The 18873-nt window shown below is 69.7% G+C and carries 18 protein-coding genes and 2 tRNA genes; 6 read left to right on the top strand and 14 right to left on the bottom strand.

The window, feature by feature from the left end; genetic code table 11:
• The first annotated feature begins 3 nt into the window (after positions 1–3).
• Both HUW62_RS20685 and HUW62_RS20680 read left to right on the top strand, forming a co-directional pair.
• Complete coding sequence (locus tag HUW62_RS20685; RefSeq protein WP_163869842.1) at positions 4–1185, top strand: N-acetyltransferase; 1182 nt, start codon at positions 4–6, stop codon at positions 1183–1185.
• An 18-nt stretch (positions 1186–1203) separates the two neighbouring features.
• Entirely contained in the window at positions 1204–2205 is a 1002-nt protein-coding gene (locus HUW62_RS20680; RefSeq protein ID WP_163869841.1) for an NAD(P)-dependent oxidoreductase, read from the top strand.
• 75 nt (positions 2206–2280) lie between these two features.
• Here HUW62_RS20680 and HUW62_RS20675 read toward each other — a convergent pair whose 3' ends face one another.
• The 7 genes from HUW62_RS20675 to HUW62_RS20645 form a co-directional block, all read right to left on the bottom strand.
• Positions 2281–2916, bottom strand: coding sequence for a phospholipid-binding protein MlaC (locus tag HUW62_RS20675; protein ID WP_176435394.1), 636 nt, complete (start codon positions 2914–2916; stop codon positions 2281–2283).
• A 54-nt stretch (positions 2917–2970) separates the two neighbouring features.
• Positions 2971–4746 (bottom strand): TolC family protein, encoded by a 1776-nt coding sequence (locus HUW62_RS20670; RefSeq protein WP_176435393.1) that lies wholly within the window; start codon positions 4744–4746, stop codon positions 2971–2973.
• A gap of 103 nt (positions 4747–4849) precedes the next feature.
• Positions 4850–4922 (bottom strand) — tRNA-Ala (locus HUW62_RS20665).
• Positions 4923–4977: 55 nt separating this feature from the next.
• Positions 4978–5379 (bottom strand): hypothetical protein, encoded by a 402-nt coding sequence (locus tag HUW62_RS20660; RefSeq protein ID WP_176435392.1) that lies wholly within the window; start codon positions 5377–5379, stop codon positions 4978–4980.
• A 56-nt stretch (positions 5380–5435) separates the two neighbouring features.
• Positions 5436–6722, bottom strand: coding sequence for an RsmB/NOP family class I SAM-dependent RNA methyltransferase (locus HUW62_RS20655; RefSeq protein WP_176435402.1), 1287 nt, complete (start codon positions 6720–6722; stop codon positions 5436–5438).
• A 114-nt stretch (positions 6723–6836) separates the two neighbouring features.
• A complete protein-coding gene (locus HUW62_RS20650; RefSeq protein ID WP_163869837.1) occupies positions 6837–7505 on the bottom strand; it encodes a response regulator in 669 nt (222 codons plus the stop codon).
• Positions 7506–7604: 99 nt separating this feature from the next.
• Positions 7605–7690: transfer RNA gene (locus tag HUW62_RS20645), tRNA-Leu, on the bottom strand.
• A gap of 96 nt (positions 7691–7786) precedes the next feature.
• Between HUW62_RS20645 and HUW62_RS20640 the strand changes: the two genes are divergently transcribed.
• From HUW62_RS20640 to HUW62_RS20625, 4 genes are all read left to right on the top strand, one after another.
• Positions 7787–8533 carry a lipopolysaccharide assembly protein LapB gene (locus HUW62_RS20640; protein WP_163869887.1) on the top strand — a complete coding sequence of 249 codons (747 nt, stop codon included), beginning with the start codon at positions 7787–7789 and terminating at the stop codon, positions 8531–8533.
• Positions 8534–8930: 397 nt separating this feature from the next.
• Positions 8931–9887, top strand: a complete 957-nt coding sequence (locus HUW62_RS20635; protein WP_163869886.1) for a diguanylate cyclase — start codon at positions 8931–8933, stop codon at positions 9885–9887.
• Between the two features lie 48 nt (positions 9888–9935).
• Positions 9936–11672 carry a two-component system response regulator gene (locus HUW62_RS20630; RefSeq protein ID WP_176435391.1) on the top strand — a complete coding sequence of 579 codons (1737 nt, stop codon included), beginning with the start codon at positions 9936–9938 and terminating at the stop codon, positions 11670–11672.
• A 215-nt stretch (positions 11673–11887) separates the two neighbouring features.
• On the top strand, positions 11888–12157 hold the full coding sequence (locus tag HUW62_RS20625; RefSeq protein ID WP_163869835.1) for a hypothetical protein: 270 nt from the start codon (positions 11888–11890) through the stop codon (positions 12155–12157).
• Positions 12158–12216: 59 nt separating this feature from the next.
• On the opposite strand, the gene HUW62_RS20620 is transcribed toward HUW62_RS20625, so the two are convergent.
• From HUW62_RS20620 to HUW62_RS20590, 7 genes are all read right to left on the bottom strand, one after another.
• Entirely contained in the window at positions 12217–12801 is a 585-nt protein-coding gene (locus HUW62_RS20620) for an HdeD family acid-resistance protein (protein ID WP_163869834.1), read from the bottom strand.
• Between the two features lie 115 nt (positions 12802–12916).
• Positions 12917–13843, bottom strand: a complete 927-nt coding sequence (miaA, locus tag HUW62_RS20615; RefSeq protein WP_176435390.1) for a tRNA (adenosine(37)-N6)-dimethylallyltransferase MiaA — start codon at positions 13841–13843, stop codon at positions 12917–12919.
• A complete protein-coding gene (locus HUW62_RS20610; protein WP_368670447.1) occupies positions 13836–14738 on the bottom strand; it encodes a hypothetical protein in 903 nt (300 codons plus the stop codon). The genes miaA and HUW62_RS20610 overlap by 8 nt, the downstream gene beginning before the upstream one ends.
• Positions 14726–14905 (bottom strand): hypothetical protein, encoded by a 180-nt coding sequence (locus HUW62_RS20605; protein WP_176435387.1) that lies wholly within the window; start codon positions 14903–14905, stop codon positions 14726–14728. Before HUW62_RS20605 ends, HUW62_RS20610 begins: the two co-directional genes overlap by 13 nt.
• The gene (locus HUW62_RS20600; protein WP_368670446.1) at positions 14902–18015 is read right to left on the bottom strand and encodes a PQQ-binding-like beta-propeller repeat protein; all 3114 of its coding nucleotides are present in this window, start codon (positions 18013–18015) and stop codon (positions 14902–14904) included. Before HUW62_RS20600 ends, HUW62_RS20605 begins: the two co-directional genes overlap by 4 nt.
• 1 nt (position 18016) lies before the next feature.
• On the bottom strand, positions 18017–18556 hold the full coding sequence (locus HUW62_RS20595) for a hypothetical protein (protein ID WP_176435389.1): 540 nt from the start codon (positions 18554–18556) through the stop codon (positions 18017–18019).
• Positions 18556–18852 (bottom strand): PqqD family protein, encoded by a 297-nt coding sequence (locus HUW62_RS20590; protein ID WP_176435388.1) that lies wholly within the window; start codon positions 18850–18852, stop codon positions 18556–18558. Before HUW62_RS20590 ends, HUW62_RS20595 begins: the two co-directional genes overlap by 1 nt.
• Positions 18853–18873 lie beyond the last annotated feature (21 nt).

Here is an 18873-nt window from a genome sequence, read left to right as displayed (position 1 = left end):
ACCATGGCCCTACCCGCCGAGCCGCCCGCGACGCAAGCCGTCCTCCCTCCCCTTCCCGCGGATGTCCTGGTGACACCCGTGCGGGGCGCCACGGCGCGGATGACGTTCATCCGCTTCCCGGCCTCGCTGTACGCGAATGATCCGAACTGGGTCCCGCCGCTGGAGATGGAGCGCAAGGACTTCCTGGACCCGAAGAAGAACCCCTTCTTCGAGTACGGCGAGGTGGAGCTGTTCCTCGCCCGGAGGGGCCAGGACGTGGTGGGCCGCATCGCCGCCATCCGCAACCCGCGCCACCAGGAGATCCACGGCACCAAGGAAGGCTTCTTCGGCCTCTTCGAGTGCGTGAATGACGCGGGCGTCGCGCGGCTGCTGCTGGACGCGGCGGGGGCGTGGCTGAAGCAGCGCGGGCTGGATGCCATGCTCGGGCCGGCCAACTTCTCGTCCAACCAGGACTGGGGCCTGCTCGTCGACGGGCACGACGTGCCGCCGGCCATCATGATGCCGTACAACCCGCCCTACTACGCCGCGCTGCTGGAGGCGTGCGGGCTGGTGAAGGCGAAGGACCTGCTCGCCTACGAGCTGTCCGCGTCCGCGCAGCCGCCGGAGAAGGTGGTGCGCATCGCGGAGAAGATGCGCCAGCGCGAGGGCATCACCGTGCGCGCGGTGAACCTCAAGGACTTCGCCAACGAAGTCGACCGCATCCGAGACATCTACAATTCGGCCTGGGAGAAGAACTGGGGCTTCGTCCCCTTCACCGACAAGGAGTTCGACCACCTGGCCAAGGACATGAAGACCATCGTCCGGCCGGAGCTGGTGCTCATCGCCGAGGTGAAGGGCGAGCCGGTGGCCTTCTCCATGACGCTGCCGGACGCCAACCACGCGCTCAAGGCCGCCAACGGGCGCCTGACGACGTTCGGCCTGCCCATCGGACTGGTGAAGCTGGCGCTCGCCTCGCGAAGCATCCGCCGCCTGCGCCTCATCACCCTCGGCATCAAGGAGGGCTACCGACGCCGAGGGCTGGACGCCATCCTGTACCTGGACACGCTGCGCACCGCGCACCGTCTCGGATACTCCGGTGGAGAGATTTCCTGGACGCTCGAGGACAACCACCTCGTCAACCGCGCCATCGAGTCGATGGGTGGCAAGCGCTCCAAGGCGTACCGCATCTATCAGCGCTCGCTGTAATCCCCCGGGAGTCTCCTCGTGCGCTTCCTCCTCACCGGTGGCACTGGCTTCATCGGCCAGCGGCTCGCGAGCCGCATCGTCGAGCGGGGTGACTCGCTCACGGCGCTCGTGCGCGCGAGCTCCCGTCGCGACGCGCTCGCATCCCTTGGCGCCCGGTTCGCCGTGGGGGATTTGACGACGGGCGAGGGCCTGGCCGAGGCCGTGCGCGACGTCGACTGCGTCCTGCATCTGGCCGGCGTCACCAAGGCCCGGGAGCCCGCGGGCTACTTCGAGGGCAACGCTAATGGCACCCGCCGCGTCGCGGAAGCCATGGCGTCGCTCCCCCGCCCTCCCCGGCTCGTCTACTGCTCGTCGCTGGCCGCCGCGGGGCCGTCCACGCCGCAGCGTCCGCGCCGTGAGGAGGACCCTCCCGCGCCCGTCTCCATCTACGGCCGCAGCAAGCTGGGCGGCGAGGACGCGGTGCGCGAGCTGGCGGACCGGGTCCCCTCCGTCATCGTCCGGCCCCCCATGGTCTACGGCCCGGGCGACGTGGAGTTCATCCCCTCCGTGATTCCCATGGCGGAGCGAGGCCTGGCGCTCAAGAGCGGCTTCGGGCCCAAGCGCTACTCGCTCATCCACGTGGATGACCTGAACACCGCGCTGCTCGCGGCGGCCGAGCGAGGCCCCACGCTGGACAAGGCGGACCCGGCGCGCGGCGTGTACACCGTGTCCGACGGCGTCGAGTACACCTGGGAGGAGCTGTGCGCCGCGGTGGCCCTGGCGATGGGACTCAAGGCGCCCACCGTGCTGCCAGTGCCCGACAGCGTGGGCTACATGATTGGCCTGGGCTCAGAGGTCATTGCCCGGCTGCGCGGAATCACCCCCATCCTCAACCGCGACAAGGTGCGGGAGATGACGTGCGCCGCGTGGACGTGCACCACCGAGCGCGCCTCCCGCGAGCTGGGCTTCCTTCCCACCATCTCCCTGGCCCAGGGACTCGTGGGGACGCTCGCGTCGTATCAGCAGCTCGCGCGCACCTGAAAAGACGAAGGCCGAGGCCCCTCGCATGGGAGCCCCGGCCCTTGAGTGTCTTGGTGAAGCGAAGTCCGGCTCAGCTCACTTCGTCGGACCGGCCGAGCCACCCGTGGCCGAGCCCGCCGCACCGGAGGCGCCCTTCGCGGACTGCGCGGCGTTCTCCTTCTCCAGCTGAGCCCGCTTGGTCTTCAGGGTGGAGAGCAGGCCGTCGAAGCCCTTGGTGCTCAGCAGCTTCTGGAACTGGCCCTTGTACGTGTCCACGAGGGACACCTCGTCGGTGACGACGTCGTAGATGCGCCAGTCGCTCTTCGCGGTCGACTTGTACAGGCGGTAGTCGACGGGAATCTGGTCCTTCTTGAGGGTGAGCGTCGTGTCGACGGTGGCCTCGGTGCCTTCAACCGACTCCTTGCCGTACTTCACCTCGGCCTGGGCCTGGCCGATGGCCTTCTGGGCATAGGAGGCGCGCAGGAGCCCCGTCATCGTCTCGGAGAAGTCCTTGCGCTGTGCGGGCGTGAGCGTGGCCCACGTCTTGTCTCCGAGGGCTCGCTTCGCCAGCTCCTGGAAGTCGACGAACTTCTCGACGACGGAGGCGAGGGATTCGACGGTGGCGCCGGGCGCGTTGGCGGCCTTCTGCACATCCGCGTTCCCGGACTTCACGACTGAGAGGGGACCAGGCGCCGCGGCAAGCAGGGTGGCGGCAAGCAGGGAAGCAATCATGGCTTTTCGACTCCGTGAAGGAGGACGGTACAGCGGACAGACGCGGCGCCCCGATTATTCACCCGGGGCGGGTGGCGTCCCCGTGACACGGGCGAGGGCCGCCATTCCCAACCGGACGTCGAACCAGCTCTTCGACCGGTCGCCTGTAACCTGCGCATAGGCCGTGAAGGCGTCCACCAAATCGCGCGTTTCTCCCGTTCCCAAATCGAAAGCGGCGAACGCGGCGGTGACCCAGCGACGCGCGCTCTTCTCCGCGTCCGTATAGGCCTTGGCGCGAGCCCACGCGGCCACCAGCTCGCCATGCACCTTGGTCACCTCCAGGCGGATGCCGGCGTGGATCTGCTTCTCCTGCGCGCGCAGCTTGTCGAGCTCCGCCCGCGCCTGATCCAACTGCGCGTCTTTGATGGGGATGTCGAACGTCCCGCGCACGACCAGGCCCAGGCCGGCGGTGCGATCATTGTACGGGTCATACGCGAAGGGGCTTCGCTGCCGCGTGGCGCTGGTGGTGAAGCGCACGTCGTAGAAGCCCGCCAGGCCCAGGTCCGGGAAGTACGCCCGTTCACGGATGAGCACTTCGGACTCGCGCGCGATGATTCCAGCGGCGATGGCGGTCAGCTCCGGCCGGTACTGCTCGGCCAGCGCCAGCGCTCGCTCCAGTGACGGGGGCTGAATCTCGGACTCGGGCGCCAGGTCCTCCTCCACCACGTCCACCGCCGCGCCCGGGGCCGCGTTGGCCAGCACGCCAATGGCCGTCATCGCGAGCGCGCGCCCCTGGATGGCGTTCGCCTTCTGGGCCTCCACTATCTGGCGGAAGAAGCGGACCTTGTACGTGTCCACCTGGGACACCTGAGGGGACTCGTCCTTCAGGAGCGCGGCGATTTTCTCGGCGGCGTCCTCCAGTCGCTTGGACACGTCCTCGAGCTGCTGCACGCCGGAGCGCGCGAGCTGGTAGCTGAAGTACGCCTGCGCGGCCTGGAAGCCCGCCTCGTCCCGGGCACGCTCACGCAGCGCCGCGCCGAGGATGGGCCCCTGCGCACCTGCCTTCTTCAGCGCGGTCAACTTGCCGAAGGTGAAGAGCGGCAGCACCGCGTTGCCGGAGGAGAAGACGGTGATGCCGACCTTGCCGAAGTTGGTGTCGCCCTCGAGGGACGCCTCGGTGGTGGGGGGCCCGCCGAGGCCGTCATTGCGCGCCTCGGGTACCGGGCCTCCCGCGCCCACGGAGATTTCGAACTTGGGGAACCACGCCCACCGCGCCTGCTTGTAGAGCGCCTCGAACTTGCGCAGCTCCGCGCTCGCCTCTTCGACACGGGAGTCCGTCGCGCGCGCACGCTCCACCAACTGCTCCAGCGTCAGGGGCGCGGCCTTGGCGGCAGGTGCCTCGGAGTCCGGCACTTTCGCCACGTCGTCCTTGGCCTGCTGGGCTTCTCGCGCCGTCTCGCGCATGGGCGCGGGTGACACCGTGCGGCCACCGCCCGAGGGATTCGTCGACGTATCCACCGTCTCCGGGGCAATCGTCGGCGGCCCGGGCGGAAGGCTCGCATCACCGCTCCCGCCTCGCGTCGGAGAGGGCCCTTGCGGCGCGGAGGTGCTCGGAGTGGTGGGGGCCGCGGTCCCCGTGCTGGGCGTAGGCGTGGGCGTGGAGCTTCCCGTCCCCGACTGGCCGCTGGTTCCCGTGCCGGTGGTGCCCGGTGTCGAGCCTCCAGAGGTCCCCGTGGTTCCTGGTGCCGCGCCACCGCCCTGCCCCGTGGAGCCTGGTGTGAACTGCGCGGCTGACAGCCCCGCCGCGAGCACCAGCGCCACTGTCACGCCTCGATCCAGGTGTCTGCGCATTGCTCGGCCTCTCGCAGGCCCCATATCCGAGAAGCCCGCGACGAACCCATCGGAAACGAAAAAGGCCCGCCAGGTTTCCCGGGCGGGCCTTTCTACTTCAGTGTGGAGCTAACCGGGATCGAACCGGTGACCTCTTGAATGCCATTCAAGCGCTCTCCCAGCTGAGCTATAGCCCCGTCTTTTGCTGCTGGCCGCCTTGGGTTGCGGCCCGACGTCGAAAGTGGGTGCCTTCTACCGTTTCTTGTTCCCAGGGCCAAGAACTGTTTGCGGCTTCGGTGCGTTTTTTCCAACCTTCAACCGCTCGGCGACCTCTTCACCTTCCTTCAAGATATCGGTGAGCTCGCGAGCGTGCGCTTCGGCTGCCTGCTCGGCCGCTTCGATGGCCTTGAGCGCGGGAGCGAAGCCCGCGGGAAGCAGCAGCTTGCCCTTCTGGATCTGCCGATAGACGAGGTCGCCCAGCTCCTTCAGGGCGCGCTCCTTCTGATCCTTCAGCACGGTGGCCTTGGCGTTCGCACGGGCCAGGTCGGTGTTGCGCTCCACCGCCTCGCGCAGCTGCGCCAGACGGGCCTGCGCCGCCTGGAAGGCCTCGTTGATCTGCTTCACCACCTCGGACTGCTTCGCGTCGGCCGCCACGTGGGTGACACCCCTTGAAGAACCAATACTGGCGTAGCGTGTGGGCTCGCCGACTGTCAACCCTGCCCCGTCGTCCGGCGCAGCCGCGCGGCGAAGAACCCGCCCCCCGGCACCTTCGGCGGCAGGGCCTTGAGGTACGGCCCATGGGCCGCCAGCGCGGCCCGTTCCGCTCCGAGCACGTCCGAGACAGGCTCCAGAGTGAACTCCGGGTGCCTGGCGAGGAAGCCCTCGACGACGGCCTCGTCCTCGTCCGGCAGCACCGAGCAGGTGGCGTAGACGATGAGCGCCCCGTGCTTCGCCTGGCGGGAGACCTCCTCCAGGAGCTCGGACTGCGTCGTCTGGTACTTGGCGATCTCCTGCGCGGTGAGCTTCCACTTCTGATCCGGCTCTCTCGCCAGCGAGCCCGTGCCGCTGCACGGCGCGTCGATGAGCAGCACGTCCGCGTCGGACAGGGGCAGCGGATGCGGGAAGGCCACCTGCCGCAGCGAGAAGTGACGCACCCGCTCACGGGCCTCGGCCAGCCGACGTCGGGAGCGATCTCCCGCGAGCACCCGACCCGAAGGACCGACGAAGTCCGCCAGCGCCAGCGTCTTGCCGCCCGCACCGGCGCAGACATCCGCGACGGTGAGCCCCGTCAGCGAGCCGCCCGCAGGACGGCAGACCTCTGAGATGAGCTGGCTGCCCACGTCCTGAACTTGAAGGCGCCCCGTCTTCATCATCCGCGTCTCGAAGACGCGATGGCTCGAATCCACCACGCGCACCGCGTCCGGCGCGGCGAGCACCGCCTCCGCGGCGACGCCCTCCGCCACCAGCGCCGCCAGCACTTCGTCCCGCGTGCCCGGGGGCCTGACGCGGAAGTGCAGGCCCGGCTCCTCGTCGAGCGACGACAGCAGTCCCTCCAGCGTGGCCTCGTCCGGGTACGCCTGCGCCAGCTTCTGCACCAGCCAGTTGGGGAACGAGTACCGGATGGCGAGCCGGTCCACGTGGGAGTCCGGCAGCGGCGCCTCCGGCAGCTCCGACTCCGCCACCTTCTGGAGAACCTCGTCCTTGAGGGTGCGCGGCCTCACCGGTCCGGGCAGCCGCACCTCCGGGCCGATGCGCGTCCAGGTCTCACCACAGAAGATGCGCCGCCACAGCACGTACCGCACCAGGGCCTGGTCCTCCGTCATCACCAGCTTCCCCGGCGGGTGGCCCAGGAGCTTCGCGGCCAGGTCCAGCAGGCGCTGATGGCGGGACAGCTCACGCACGGCGAGCGCGGCGAAGCGCCGCTCCTGCCCCCCGAGCCCATCCGCGTCCCGCAGCGCATTGGCCAGCGCGGCCTTCAGCGGATCCCCCTGCAGCACGGCGATGTGTGCTTCCAAGGCCGCCGTCGCCGCCCTGCGCGAGGGACGACCCAGACGTGCCGCATCATGCGGCGTTGTAGGCCAAACAGTGTCCACGGGTGCCTACCTGCCCTTTCAACCGTCCAGGCCGAGCGTGATGACGAGACACCCGGTGGGCGTGCGCGCCTCGGGCGTTTCGTCCGCACCCACGAAGAACGTCGCCGGGGCCACGAAGCGTGTCCCCTCGAACTCCAGCTCGCCCTCCAGCAACAGGGCCGCCTCCCGCCCTCGGGCCCGGGCCGCCCAGTCCCACTGGCCCTGCGCCGCCATTCGCACCCAGATGGCGCCGCCCGCCCCACCACCCGGCGAGGCCAGGTGGACTCCGGGCGCGCACTGCACCCAGTCGCCCTCCGCGGGGAGCTGCCCTCGCGAGGCCAGCTCCACGTTCCGGTGCACCGCCAGGAAGCGCTCCACCAGCCCGAGGATGTCCTCGATCTGGAAGGGCTTCACCAGCACGCCGTCCGGAACCGAGGGCCGCAGCGCCCGGGCCACTTCCTCTGGAGCCGCGGCGCTGACGATGGCCACCGCCTGCAGCCCCTTCCGGGCCGCCTCCAGCACGGAGCGCCCGCCGGCTTCTCCACCACCGATGCGCAGGTCCGTCACGACGAGCTCGAAGCGCTCCTCGCCCAGGGCGGCCAGCGCGGCGCTCACGTCACCCACCGAGCGCACCTCCGCCAGGTCGGAGATCAGCTCACCCATTCCTTCACGGAGGCTCGCGTCGTCCTCGACCAGCAGAACCTTCATCTCGGGGTATCTCCAACGCCCCTGACCGGAGCACGTCCTCCACGGTCCCAGGCGGGGGTACCGGCGGTGCCATGCCAGTCACCCACCCCTTTCGGGAAGTGGCCCTCCCCGGACTCGAACCGGGACGCGGGGTCAGCCGCAGCGGATTTTGAGTCCGCCTCGTCTACCAATTTCGACAGAGGGCCGTTTGTTACGGAAGCGGCCAGACGTATACCGCGACGGTCGCAAGGATGCATCCGAAGATTGCGGTGCCGGACGCACATCGCTATGAGGGGCCCCGCATGTACAACCTGCTCATCTCGCTGGCAGTGGGAATCGTGGTCGCGCTGCTGGTGAAGTTCGCCGGCTTCTCCATCTGGGCCGGCCTGGTGCCCGGCCTCATCGCCGCACTCGGCGCTTTCGTCTTCCTCGCCCGGAGGGTCGCCACCCGCATCCAGGCCCTCATGACGACGGTGCAACAGGACCTCCAGTCCCAGCCCACCAGTCAGAAGGACGCCCAGGGCCGGGTCGACCGGGCGGTGAAGACGCTCGAGAAGGGGCTCGTCTACGACAAGTGGCAGTTCATGGTGGGCCCGGAGATCCAGGCGCAGATCGGCATGCTGAAGTACATGGTGAAGGACCATGACGGGGCGCAGGCGGCCTTCAGCAAGGGCAGCTCCCGCAACTACATGGCGAAGGCCATGGAGGGCGCCCTGCGCTACCAGCGCAAGGACTTCACGGGGATGAAGACCGCCTTCGAGTCCGCCACCAAGAGCGGGAAGAAGGAAGCCATCGTCTGGGCCGTCTATGCCTGGTGCCTCCTGCAGAACAAGGAGAAGGACGAGGCCCTCAAGGTGCTCGGCCGGGGCGTGGAGGAGAACCCGAAGGACGAGAAGCTCAAGGCCAGCCTCGCCCAGCTCCAGAATGACAAGCGGCTGAAGATGAAGCCGTACGAGCCCCTGTGGTGGCAGTTCGGGCTCGAGGCCCCGCCGACGATGCCGCCCATGGGCGGTGGTGGACGCCGCATGCAGTTCGTTACCCGACGTTGATCCACGCGCGTGGAGGGCGTTCGCGCCCTCCTTCGCCGGGAATTCCTACCGCCTCCCCTGCCCTGACGCTGGAACGACTTCCGCTTCGCCTCTGTCGCGAGGAAGCGTTATCGCCACAACCCCCTGAAATGACTCCAGGCCCGGATGCCTGCTCCAAGGGCATGCCGCTTGCTCTTCGCCCACGCGCGCCAATGGGGCTGAACACCCGTGGGGCGCGTCAGTCGGGCTTGGCGGCCGGAGGTCTCGGGTGAAGGTTGCGGGTGGCGGTGGGTGCTCGCAGGACCGGGCGGTGGCGGGTGCGCACGAGGCGCATGGGCGGCGAGAGCACCTGGTGGAGCGTGGCGTCCGAGACCTCTGGACCGCGAGTCACCGGGAGATCAACGAAGCGGAGAGGTTCATGCAACGGCGAGGGCGCACCTCGGAGCGGTCCCTCCTCCTGGTCATCGAGGATGACGTGAGCGTGCTGGAGAGCCTGTCGGACCTGCTCGCCTCGCGCTTCGACGTCCTGGGCGCGGCGGATGTGGGCGAGGGGTTGGAGTTGGCGAGCGAACATCGTCCGGACCTGGTGCTGCTGGACAGATTCCTGCCCGGCGGGGATGGGCTGGCGGTGCTGGAGGCGCTCCAGAAGGACTCCCGCACGGAGTCCACGCCGGTCATCTTCCTGACCGGGGACGCGGACGAGGCCACCCTGGAGCGTTGCCTGGAGATGGGCGCGGTGGACTTCATCCACAAGCCGGCGAGCGCGAGGGAGCTGATGGCACGGATCGACCGGGCGCTGCGGCAGAGTGAACAGCAGCGGCGGCTTCAGATCCTCGCCCAGACGGATGCCCTCACGGGGCTGGCGAACTTCCGGGCGCTCACCATTCGGCTCGAAGAGGAGTTGCGCCGGGCCCAGCGCTACGGCTACCCGCTCAGCGTGGTGGTCATCGACCTGGACCACCTGAAGGCCATCAACGACGGGATGGGGCACGACGTGGGCAACCGGGCCATCCTCGCGCTGGCCAACCAGCTCAAGGGCAATCTGCGCGAGTCGGACTTCGCGGCGCGCTTCGGCGGCGACGAGTTCGTGGCGCTCCTGCCCCACCAGACGGCATTGGAAGCAGCGGTGTTCGCCGAGCGCATCCGCACCGGGCTGCGTTCCGTCGGCGTGCAGAAGAGCGACGGCCGCCCTGCCTCCTTCGGGTTGAGCGTGAGCGTCGGCATCGCCGACCACACATTGGAGACACCCCGGGACGACACGGATGCGCTGATGAAGGCGGCGGACGCGGCCCTCTACGAGGCCAAGCGTGAAGGTCGGGACCGGGTCGTGGTGTTCGGCCGTCCGGCGCTCGAGCCGCCCGCGCAGAGACACTGAGCGCGGGACGCGACGAAGCAGGCGACGGTGGGAAGCTAGAGGGCGCGGATGATTCTGGGCAACAGGCTGACGAGCGGTTCGAGGGTGGCGGTCGTCGGGGGCGGTATCGCGGGAGCGGGGCTGGCGGCCTCGCTGCTCTTCAACGGCAGGGCACGGGGGCTGACGCTCGATGTGCGCGTCTACTCCGGAGGACTGTCTGAGCGCACCGCGCCTCCCGCGGTGCTGACGCCCGAGTGTCGCTCCCGGCTCGCCGCCCTGGGCTGTCGCATCCCCGCCGAATGGCGTGCCCACGAGCTGCGGGGCGTGGAGATCATCGCCGAGGGACGTCGCGAGCTTTTGACCTCCGCCCCCGGTGGGCTCTGGGTGGTGGACGGCTGGCCCCAGGGACAAGGCGGCCTGGCGCAGGTGCGGGACGTGCTGGCCACGGCGGCCAGCGCGCAGGGGGCACGGTTCCTGGAGCGGCATGTGGACCGCGTGGAGCGGCAGCCCCCGGCCCCGGATGCGCCGGCGGCCGTGCGAGGCGCGGGGCCGCTGGTGGTCCGCGCGCAGGGCGGTGGCGAGCGCTTCCATGCGGTGGCCCTGGCGGGCGGCGCGGGGCCCTTGATGGGCGATGCGTTCTTCCCGGGCTTCCGCCCCGCGCCCACGGTGGCGGCCGTGCAGGCGCGGCTGCGGCATGCGTCGCCTCGGCTGGAGATCGCCCCCGTGGCGCGGCTGTGGGTGGCGCCGCTGCCCACGGTGGATGGGCTGTTCCTCCTGCCGGGCGCGGACTCCGTCTATGCGCTGGCCTTCGGCCCCGCGGTGACGCCGGCCGACCTGTGCCAGGCGCTGATGATGGCCGCGCGCGACGGGCTGCTGGAGGAAGGGTTCGAACTGGCGGCGTTGGAGACGACGCGCCTGCCCTACGGGCCGGGGCGCACGCTGGTGGCGCCGGGGCAGATCGCCGTGGGCCCCGCGGCCTTCGGTCATCCGCTCCAGGTGGGGTTGTCTGAGACGCTGGCCTCGTGCAGCCGCGCGGCGGTGGCGCTGCTGGATGGGGGCCTGGATGGCTCCGCGCTGGAGCGCCGGTATGTCCGCGAAGGGCTGTGCGAGCTGATGGAGGACGCGGCGGCGGGCGCCCGTGCGGCGTCCTGGTTGCGACGCGCGGGGAAGCGAGCGCCCGGGGCCTTCGTCGCGGCGAAGGGGCGACGCACGTCGGCGGGAGTCTACGGCGGGGGCGTGCTGGGCCTGAGTGCCCCCACGCCGCTGGCGCTGCTGGGCGCGATGCGCTGGGCGGGCCTGCGCGAGGTGGTGGGCTCCTGGCTGAGGACGACGATGGAGCCGGTGCCCATGGCGGTGCCGGAGCTGGAGCCGGACCTGTACTACGTCGTGGACGATGACCCCGATGCGCGCGAGGCGCTGACGGCGCTGCTGGAGAGCACGGGCGCGAAGGTGGTGTCGTTCGCGGACGAACTGGCGCTGTTCTGCGCCGTGGCGCGAAGGCCGCCCACGGCCATCATCCTCGACGTCGTGCTGCACTGGGTGGATGGGCTGAGGCTGTGCGAGGGCTTGAAGCAGCATCCCCTCACCCGGAACACGCGCGTGGTGGTGATGAGCGGATTGAATCGTCCTCACGTCCGTCAGCGGGCGCTCGACGCGGGCGCGGAGGCGTTCATGCCCAAGCCCGTGGACCCCGAGCGGCTGCTGCGCATCCTGACCGGACGGTTGACCTCTTCGAGCACCACTCCCGATGCGGCGACCCCAGCGCCGAGCGACGCGGGAGGCTCGGACCGTTACGCCGCTTCCTGACCTCCTTCAGGGAACAGGGAAGTCCGATGAGAGGCTGACGGGTTGGTCCAGAAAGGCTCCGCTGAAAGGGGCGCAGGGCGCGCGAACCTGGCGATACGGTGGGCGACATGCCAAAGACGCCCCGTTCCTCTCGAACCCGGTCCAGCCCCCCGTCTCGGGCAGCTCCTCGCTCCAAGGTGTGGCTTCATTGTTTCGACACGGTTGATGGGTTGGAGGTGTTTAGCGGCTTCCGCCCGTTCGACCGCGTACCGCTCGTCGGAGAGCACCTCGTCCTGAAGCCCGGCGGTCGCAACTATCGCGTGGGGCTCGTCATCCATTGGGCCTTTCCTGATAGCCGCGCAAGCGGTCTGCGGGAGTCGAATGTGGCGGCAGAGGTCACTGCATTCCGCGTCAACGACACCGCGATGCTCAACGAGGCATGCAAGGGCGCGTTGACGGAGATTCCGCCAGAGGAACTGGATGAGGATTTGTCAGCAGACAGCTAGACAAAGGGCACGGTGCCTGATGGCCACCGTGCCCTTTCGTCCTTCTCCTGACGCACCGGTCACGTGGTGACGCGACGCAGGCCCTTGCGCAGCTCCAGCGAGCCGGCCATGAGCGCGATGCCACGCATGAGGATGGAGATACCGACCAGGGTCCCCACCAGCCACACCGCGGAGACGGGCCACTGGGCCATGACGATGACACCCAGGGCGATGGAGATGACGCCATAGGCGCAGTCCCAGCCCCACTGCGGGTAGCGGTCCATCAGCGACGTCACCACGTGGAAGAGGCCGCTGGCGAAGAAGTAGCCAGCGAGCAGGAGCGTCAGCGCCCCCAGGCCCGCCGCCGGGTACACGAGGACGAAGAACCCCACCACCGTGGAGAGCACGCCGCTGAGCAGGTAGAGCCAGAAAGGGCCGCCGGCCTTGCGGACGCGGAACGAGGAGACAATCTCAGCGATGCCCGTTCCGGCCAGCAGCGCGCCGAAGAGGATGACCGAGACCAGGCTGGTGAGGAACGAGGCGCCCAGCGCGACGAAGCCGAGAACGGCCATCAACAGCCCCAACACGAAGGGGGGGCCCCAGGCAGCCGAGGCGGCCTTGCTTCGGTCACCTGTCAGGGGTTCACGTTTGAAGCTGGTGTCCATGTCGGTCCGCCTCCTTGGAGGAAAGATTCAGTGGCGAACATGGGTGCCTCCGAGCACGGGGACAACGGCCTCTCTTCCCGCGCCTCCCCTCCTCGCCCCTCCCTGAAGGGCGGCTTCAGCCCGGAAGGCTTGGCGTGCTTCCGCGCAGGGCCTCATACGGGGGCTGGATGAAGACGGCGCCGGGCTCCTTCCGGAACCAGGTGAGCTGGCGCTTGGCGTACCGCCGAGTCTCCTGGGCGGTGTCTTGAATGGCCTGGTCCACGGACATGCGGCCCTCCACCACGGCCCGCGCCTGCACGTAGCCCACGCTCCGCATGGGAGCCGCGTCGCCAAGGCCCCGCTCCAGATGTGCCCGCGTCTCTTCCACGAGCCCGGCGGCGAACATGGCCTCGGTGCGCGTGTTGATGCGGGCGTACAGCTCCTCGCGCGGCGGGTCCAACACGTAGAACCGGAAGGGATATCGGTCCGGCGCGAAGGCGTGGGCCTTGCGGAACTCGGACGCGGGCACACCTGTCTGCGCATGAATCTCCAGCGCGCGGACGATGCGCACCAGGTCTTGAACGGGCAGCTTCGCCGCGGTCTCCGGGTCCACCAGGGCCAGTCGCTGGTGCACGGCCTCGCGGCCCTGCTCCGCCGCGAGTGTCTCCAGCTCCGCGCGCAGCTCCGGCAGTGCCCCCGGAGCGTCCACCACGCCGTGAAGCAGGATGCGCAGATAGAGCCCCGTGCCGCCCACCACGACGACGGGCCGACCTCGTCCGGTGATGTCGGCGATGGCCGTGTCCGCGCGACGTTGGTACTCGGCGGCGGAGAAGGTCTCCATCGGGTCCACCACCGACACGAGGTGGTGCGGCACCGCCGTCAGTTCCTCAGCGGAAGGCTTCGCGGTGCCGACGTCGAAGTGCCGGTACACCTGCTGCGAGTCCGCGCTGACAATCTCGCCACCCAATCGCCGAGCCAATTCCAAGGCCAGCGCCGACTTCCCCGATGCCGTGGGGCCAGCCAGCACCGTCAACGTCGGTCTCCCCTCCTGTCCCTCACCCATGTCCCGACACTCCCAGGGCCTCACGCACCACGGTGGCGGCGGACGCATCTCTCGCGAACACCAGTCGCACCGGCTCCACCTCCGACAACAACCTCCCCGCCGAGGCGAGCAGCGCCGCGCGGCCCACCGAGGAGGCCTCCGACAGCAGCGCATTGTGCACCAGCACCCGGCCCACGTCCCCCGCGCGCTGTCGCTCCCAACGCGAGCCCGAATCCCAGGCCAACGTCCCCACGGCACGAAGCCGCGCCTCACGGGGGAAGCCCAGGTTCCAAGGCGTGCCCGAGGCTCGCCACGAGCCCTCCACCGCATCGGGCCACACAGCCACCAGCTCATCCGAGAGCACCGTTTCGCCCGCGTCCATCCACAGCCCACCCAAGGTGCTCTTGCCCGCGCCCGAGTGTCCCGTGAAGAGCGCCGCCGTCTCTCCCAGCACGAGCGCCACGCCATGCACCAGCAGGCCGCCGCGTCGGGCCAGCTCCGCCGCCAGCATCACCCGCAGCACTACCTCAACGGGGAAGCGGCCCGTGCCCGACACTTCACCGCGAAGGCCGTCCGCATCGATTCGCGCCGCGTAGTCCTCCCCTTCCAACCGGAGCGAGCCATCCTGCTCACGCCAGGGCCGGGGCAACTCACGAGTCGGCGGCTCGGGGCGAACCGCAGAGGGGGCCACGACACGCAGCCGGGAGCAACGGACTCCGGCCCGCGGTGGACCTGTCACGAAGCCAGAGAGGGAGCGGAGCAAGAGCTCCCGGACACGGGAGTCCGGGACATCGAGGCCCACCGTCCAGCCGGCGATGGAGAGCCACGGGCCGGACAGCTCCAGGCCATCGTCGCCGGAACCGCCGGGGAGCTGGGGACCGGACGGGCCGGCTCCCGGCGTGTTCAGGGCGTGCACTCCGATTCGCCGGGGATGGTGCACTGGGACATGGCCGCGAGCGCGACGAAGGGCTGCTCCCACAGGATGGCGGGAGCCTCGTAGCGCGGAGCGGCCTGGGCCGGAGTGGCCCGAGGAGCCTCCGTCGTCGGCGACGGAGAGGACGAGGGAGTCGAGGGATTTTTCACGGGAACGGTACCGGGAAGGCGCAGATGCGGCCGTCCTGAGAGCCGACATGCAGTCGGGAGACGGTGTTGTCGACGGTCGGAGTGCCGATGAGCTGTGCGGCGCCAATGGACACCTGCCGCGAGTCCACGCCACCAATCATCTCGAGCTGATGCACCTTCCCATCGGAGCTGCCCACGTAGATGCGGACGACGCCGGCGGAGTTGAGGGTGAAGGTGCCTGACGGATTCGCGATGGGGGTGGACCACACCTGCGTGGGCGTCGTCGCCCCAGGCGCCGCGTAGTCCCAGAACGCCACCTGTCCGCTGGCGAGGCTGGCCACGAAGCCGCCGCCCAGGGGACGCACGAAGCTGGTGAACGCGGGCGTGCTCGGCGAGGGGCGCGTGCCCACGTTCACATTCCACACGGGCGCCAGGGTGCCCGCGTCGATGGCGTGGACAACGCCGTCGCTGTTGTTCGCGAAGATCTGATTCGCCACGGCATTGCGCACCAGGCTGTGGTCCAGGTCACCGAGCGACAGCCGCGCCACCTCCGCACCCGTCAGCGTGTTCAGGACGCGGAGCGAGGCCGTCGAGCCGCCATGCGTCTTCGAGCCGATGAAGAGGCGGTTGGTGGTGTAGTCGACCACCATGCCGCCGCTCACCATGCCCAGGTCTCCGGGCTGGTACGTGAAGACCGACGTGCCCGTCCGGGCGTTGAGCGCCACCACACGATTGAGGGCCGGGTTGGCCAGCCGCGTCGCGTAGAACACCAGGTCCACGTTCGGCCGCGCGGCCTTGTACGCGGGGTTCGCGAAGTCGTGGAGCTGCGTCACGGGGAAGGACTGGATGATGCCAATGGGCGCGCCCGTGTTGTCCCAGCGCCAGAGCACCGTGCCGGTGGTGGCGTTGATGGCGTAGGCCACTCCCGCCTGGTCGGCCGTGAGGATGTACTGGCCGGCCAGACCGTTGAGCGGAACCACCGGGAAGCGACTGCCAATGAGGCCGGACAGTGGAAGCGGACGCCAGCGCTCGGCGCCGTCGGTCGAGGGCGTGGTGACGTTGGTGAGGTTGGCGACGACCGAGTCGTTGTAGGAGCTGAAGATGCCCACGCCCAGCTCGGTGATGGGCTGGAGGCGCGCGTCGATGCCCACCGAGTAGCACCACAGCGGTGCCGCGCCCACGCGGGCCTGGGGCGTCGCGATGAGCGCCGCCGAGGCCGAGGGCCGGCTGCCCGGAGAGTACCGGCCCACTTCATCCGTGTTGAACACCCGGTACTGGTACGTGGTGCCGTTGACGACGGAGGTGTCGGTGATGGAGGACGTCGAGCCGAAGCTCTCGGAGGCGATAACGGTGGCGTTGCCCAGCGTCGAGCCGGCGGCATAGGTCCGACCGGCCACGGGCAGCGTGTTGGGCGCTGCCCCGGCGGTGCGAAGCACCAGCACGCCGTTGTGCGCGGCGGGGTTGTCCCACGTCACCGTCACGCTCCCGTCCCGAGCCACGGCGGTGAGGCGCTCGACTTCCGGCGCGGTGCCCGTGGCGAGAGTCACAGGGGCCTCGATGCGCGCGGCCGAGTCGGACGCATACGCGAGGGGCAGGTGCATCCGATGGCGGAACGTCGTGGGCGCGGTGACGGTGCCGACGCTCGCATACGTCACCGTGAAGGAGCGCTCCTGGTTGGGCATGATGCGCTGGGCCGCGTTGCCCGTCATCCAGGTGAAGCTCGTCGCGTTGCTCGACACCGACCACCCCGTGGGCGCAGCCGGGTTGCCGCCGACGAACGTGAAGAAGTTCACGGCGGGCCGGAGCAGCGTGACTTCGTCGAGCGGGAGCGCCCCCCGGTTTTGCACGGTGTAGACGACGGCCTGGTTGGGCGTGCCTGGCACCAGCACGGACGGACTCACGCGCACGCGATGCGACACGATGCGGCCCTCTCCTGAACGAACCACCTGCGTCGTCGCGGCGCTCCCGTTCAACGTCGCGTCCGCCTGCAGGTCGAAGGCATACGAGGAGAACTCGGTGCCGGAGAGGGTGTACGTCCAGACGAAGTGCGCGGAGACTCCGGGCGCCAGTCGCGTCACGCTGGTGGGGCTGGGGCCCGAGGCCAGGGTCGCCACGGCCGTGCCCACGAGGACGGGAGCCCGGGGCGTCACGTTCAGATAGGACGCGGTGGTGGACGTGTTGGTGACGCTGAGGCGCAGCTTCACTGCTTCGCCCGTGAAGGCCTGGTCATTCTCCACGTCGGCGGAAGCCGCGAGCACGCCCACGTTGACCATGGGGGTGTCCGCCACGGCGGAGGTGAGCGTGCCGTTCGCGTTGGTGGCGCGGACGCTGGCCACCATCGTCCCACCTGTCTGGGTGGTGGCTCGCGCGGAGAGGATGCCCGCGCTTCGGAGCGGAAGGTTCACCATGAAGTTGGCGGGTTGGAGCTCGACGACCTGGAACGAGACACCGCCCGCGCCGGTGCTGGGACCTTCCGCCGTGATGTTGTTCTGCGTCGCCGTCAGGCTGGTCCGGTTCTCGATGACGAGGCGCGCGGTGACGTCGTCGCCCACGGGCAGTACACGCGGCTGGATCTGAGCCCGCGTGGACAGGCCCACGCGACGCCACTCCGCGATGGCGTCGGTCCGGTTCGTGGTGAAGGACAGGTTTCCGCAAGCCTCGAAAGCCGTCAGCGTCGTGAACCGCTGGCCCGTGGCATTGGTCGTCGCGGTCACCTGCGGAATCATCCGAAGCGTGAAGGTCGCCGTCTCGTTCTGCATCAACCCGGCATCCGCCAGCGCGCAGTTGACGGGGAGGTTGTACGTCACCTGTCGCGCCGAGATGAAGTGGTCCACCACCCAACCTGGGGGCGGCGGGCTCTCCAGCAACGTGTAGCCGGTGGGCAGAACGAACGTCACCTGGTTGATGGGGCGGAACTGCGGCGACGTGCTCCGGGTGTTGTTGCGCACCTGGACGCGCAGCTCGGAGGCCTCGTCCATCACCACGGTCGCCTGGGTCTCTCCCGGCTCCGCGAGCGTCGTGAAGACGGCGGCGCGGGTGTTGCTCTGGGCCAGCGCGGCGGCGGGAAGGACGAGCACCGCGACGAGCGCGGCGAGGCGGGCGTTGAGGGGCATCATGGCGGCGGTCCTCACGTCACGGCTCCAGGGTGAAGGCGGCCGTGGTCAGCGGCGCGCCGTCGAGAAAGAAGCGAACCTGCCACGTCCCGCTCATGCCGGAGGTGGCCACCGTCGTCCCGGCCACGGGCAACGAGAAGCGCACGGTGCGAGTCATCTCCGGCTTCGCCTCCACCACGGAGGTGCGCCGCTCATACGGATGGCCAGTGGGCGAGACGAACTCGACCTCCACGCGGCCCTTGCCGTTCACCCCGCTCACCGTCAGGTCCACGTCCACCTGGGACACATCCGACAGGCCGTGGGCGTCCAGCCCCACCACCTCGGCGCGTCCGGAGACAGGCGCGGGCATCGGCTCGCCCTCCGCGACGGCTTCAGGTTCCGGAGGCCGGGCGGCCTCGCTCTCCTCGCCCAGCACGTCCGTCGGCGAGACGGGCTCCACGACGGGCGCTCCCCCGCCGGGTGCATCCGTCCAGTCGAACACCCGGGGCGAGATACCGCCCTCCGTACAGGCCGTCAGCAGCAGCGCCGCCGCCGATACGCCTGCAATGCGCGCTCGCATCACCGTACCTCCTGAAGCTCGTCGACCAGGCCCAGGCGGGCCAGGTCCGAGAGAAACCGCACCGTGTCCGTGAGCACCTGCCCCACGTCCATCGAGAACTCGCGGGCCACGACCTCGGCCACCGAGCGCGCCGAGCGCGTCCCGTCACAGAGCTCCCAGATTCGCACCGCCGTCGCGTTGAGGCCGCGCAGCGTGCGCCCCTCCGCATCCAGCAAGAGATAGTCCGCGCCGAAGCGCTGTCCCTCCGCGCCCACCCGCCGCCGAGGAAGGTGGTCCGCCGGGAAGTCGCTGCTCATGGTCGCCCTCCCCGTCCCAGC

It is taken from the genome of Myxococcus sp. AM011 (genome assembly GCF_013372595.1).
Classification (GTDB): Bacteria; Myxococcota; Myxococcia; order Myxococcales; family Myxococcaceae; genus Myxococcus; species Myxococcus eversor.
Note: the sequence above shows the minus strand (reverse complement) of the source record. Positions and strands in the feature narration are given on the sequence as shown.

Coding starts and splice junctions, on each gene's coding strand:
- HUW62_RS20685 (WP_163869842.1), top strand. CDS start 4: ATGGCCCTACCCGCCGAGCCGCCCGCGACGCAAGCCGTCCTCCCTCCC.
- HUW62_RS20675 (WP_176435394.1), bottom strand. CDS start 2,916: ATGATTGCTTCCCTGCTTGCCGCCACCCTGCTTGCCGCGGCGCCTGGT.
- HUW62_RS20670 (WP_176435393.1), bottom strand. CDS start 4,746: ATGCGCAGACACCTGGATCGAGGCGTGACAGTGGCGCTGGTGCTCGCG.
- HUW62_RS20650 (WP_163869837.1), bottom strand. CDS start 7,505: ATGAAGGTTCTGCTGGTCGAGGACGACGCGAGCCTCCGTGAAGGAATG.
- HUW62_RS20640 (WP_163869887.1), top strand. CDS start 7,787: ATGTACAACCTGCTCATCTCGCTGGCAGTGGGAATCGTGGTCGCGCTG.
- HUW62_RS20635 (WP_163869886.1), top strand. CDS start 8,931: ATGCAACGGCGAGGGCGCACCTCGGAGCGGTCCCTCCTCCTGGTCATC.
- HUW62_RS20630 (WP_176435391.1), top strand. CDS start 9,936: ATGATTCTGGGCAACAGGCTGACGAGCGGTTCGAGGGTGGCGGTCGTC.
- HUW62_RS20620 (WP_163869834.1), bottom strand. CDS start 12,801: ATGGACACCAGCTTCAAACGTGAACCCCTGACAGGTGACCGAAGCAAG.
- miaA (WP_176435390.1), bottom strand. CDS start 13,843: ATGGGTGAGGGACAGGAGGGGAGACCGACGTTGACGGTGCTGGCTGGC.
- HUW62_RS20595 (WP_176435389.1), bottom strand. CDS start 18,556: ATGCGAGCGCGCATTGCAGGCGTATCGGCGGCGGCGCTGCTGCTGACG.
- HUW62_RS20590 (WP_176435388.1), bottom strand. CDS start 18,852: ATGAGCAGCGACTTCCCGGCGGACCACCTTCCTCGGCGGCGGGTGGGC.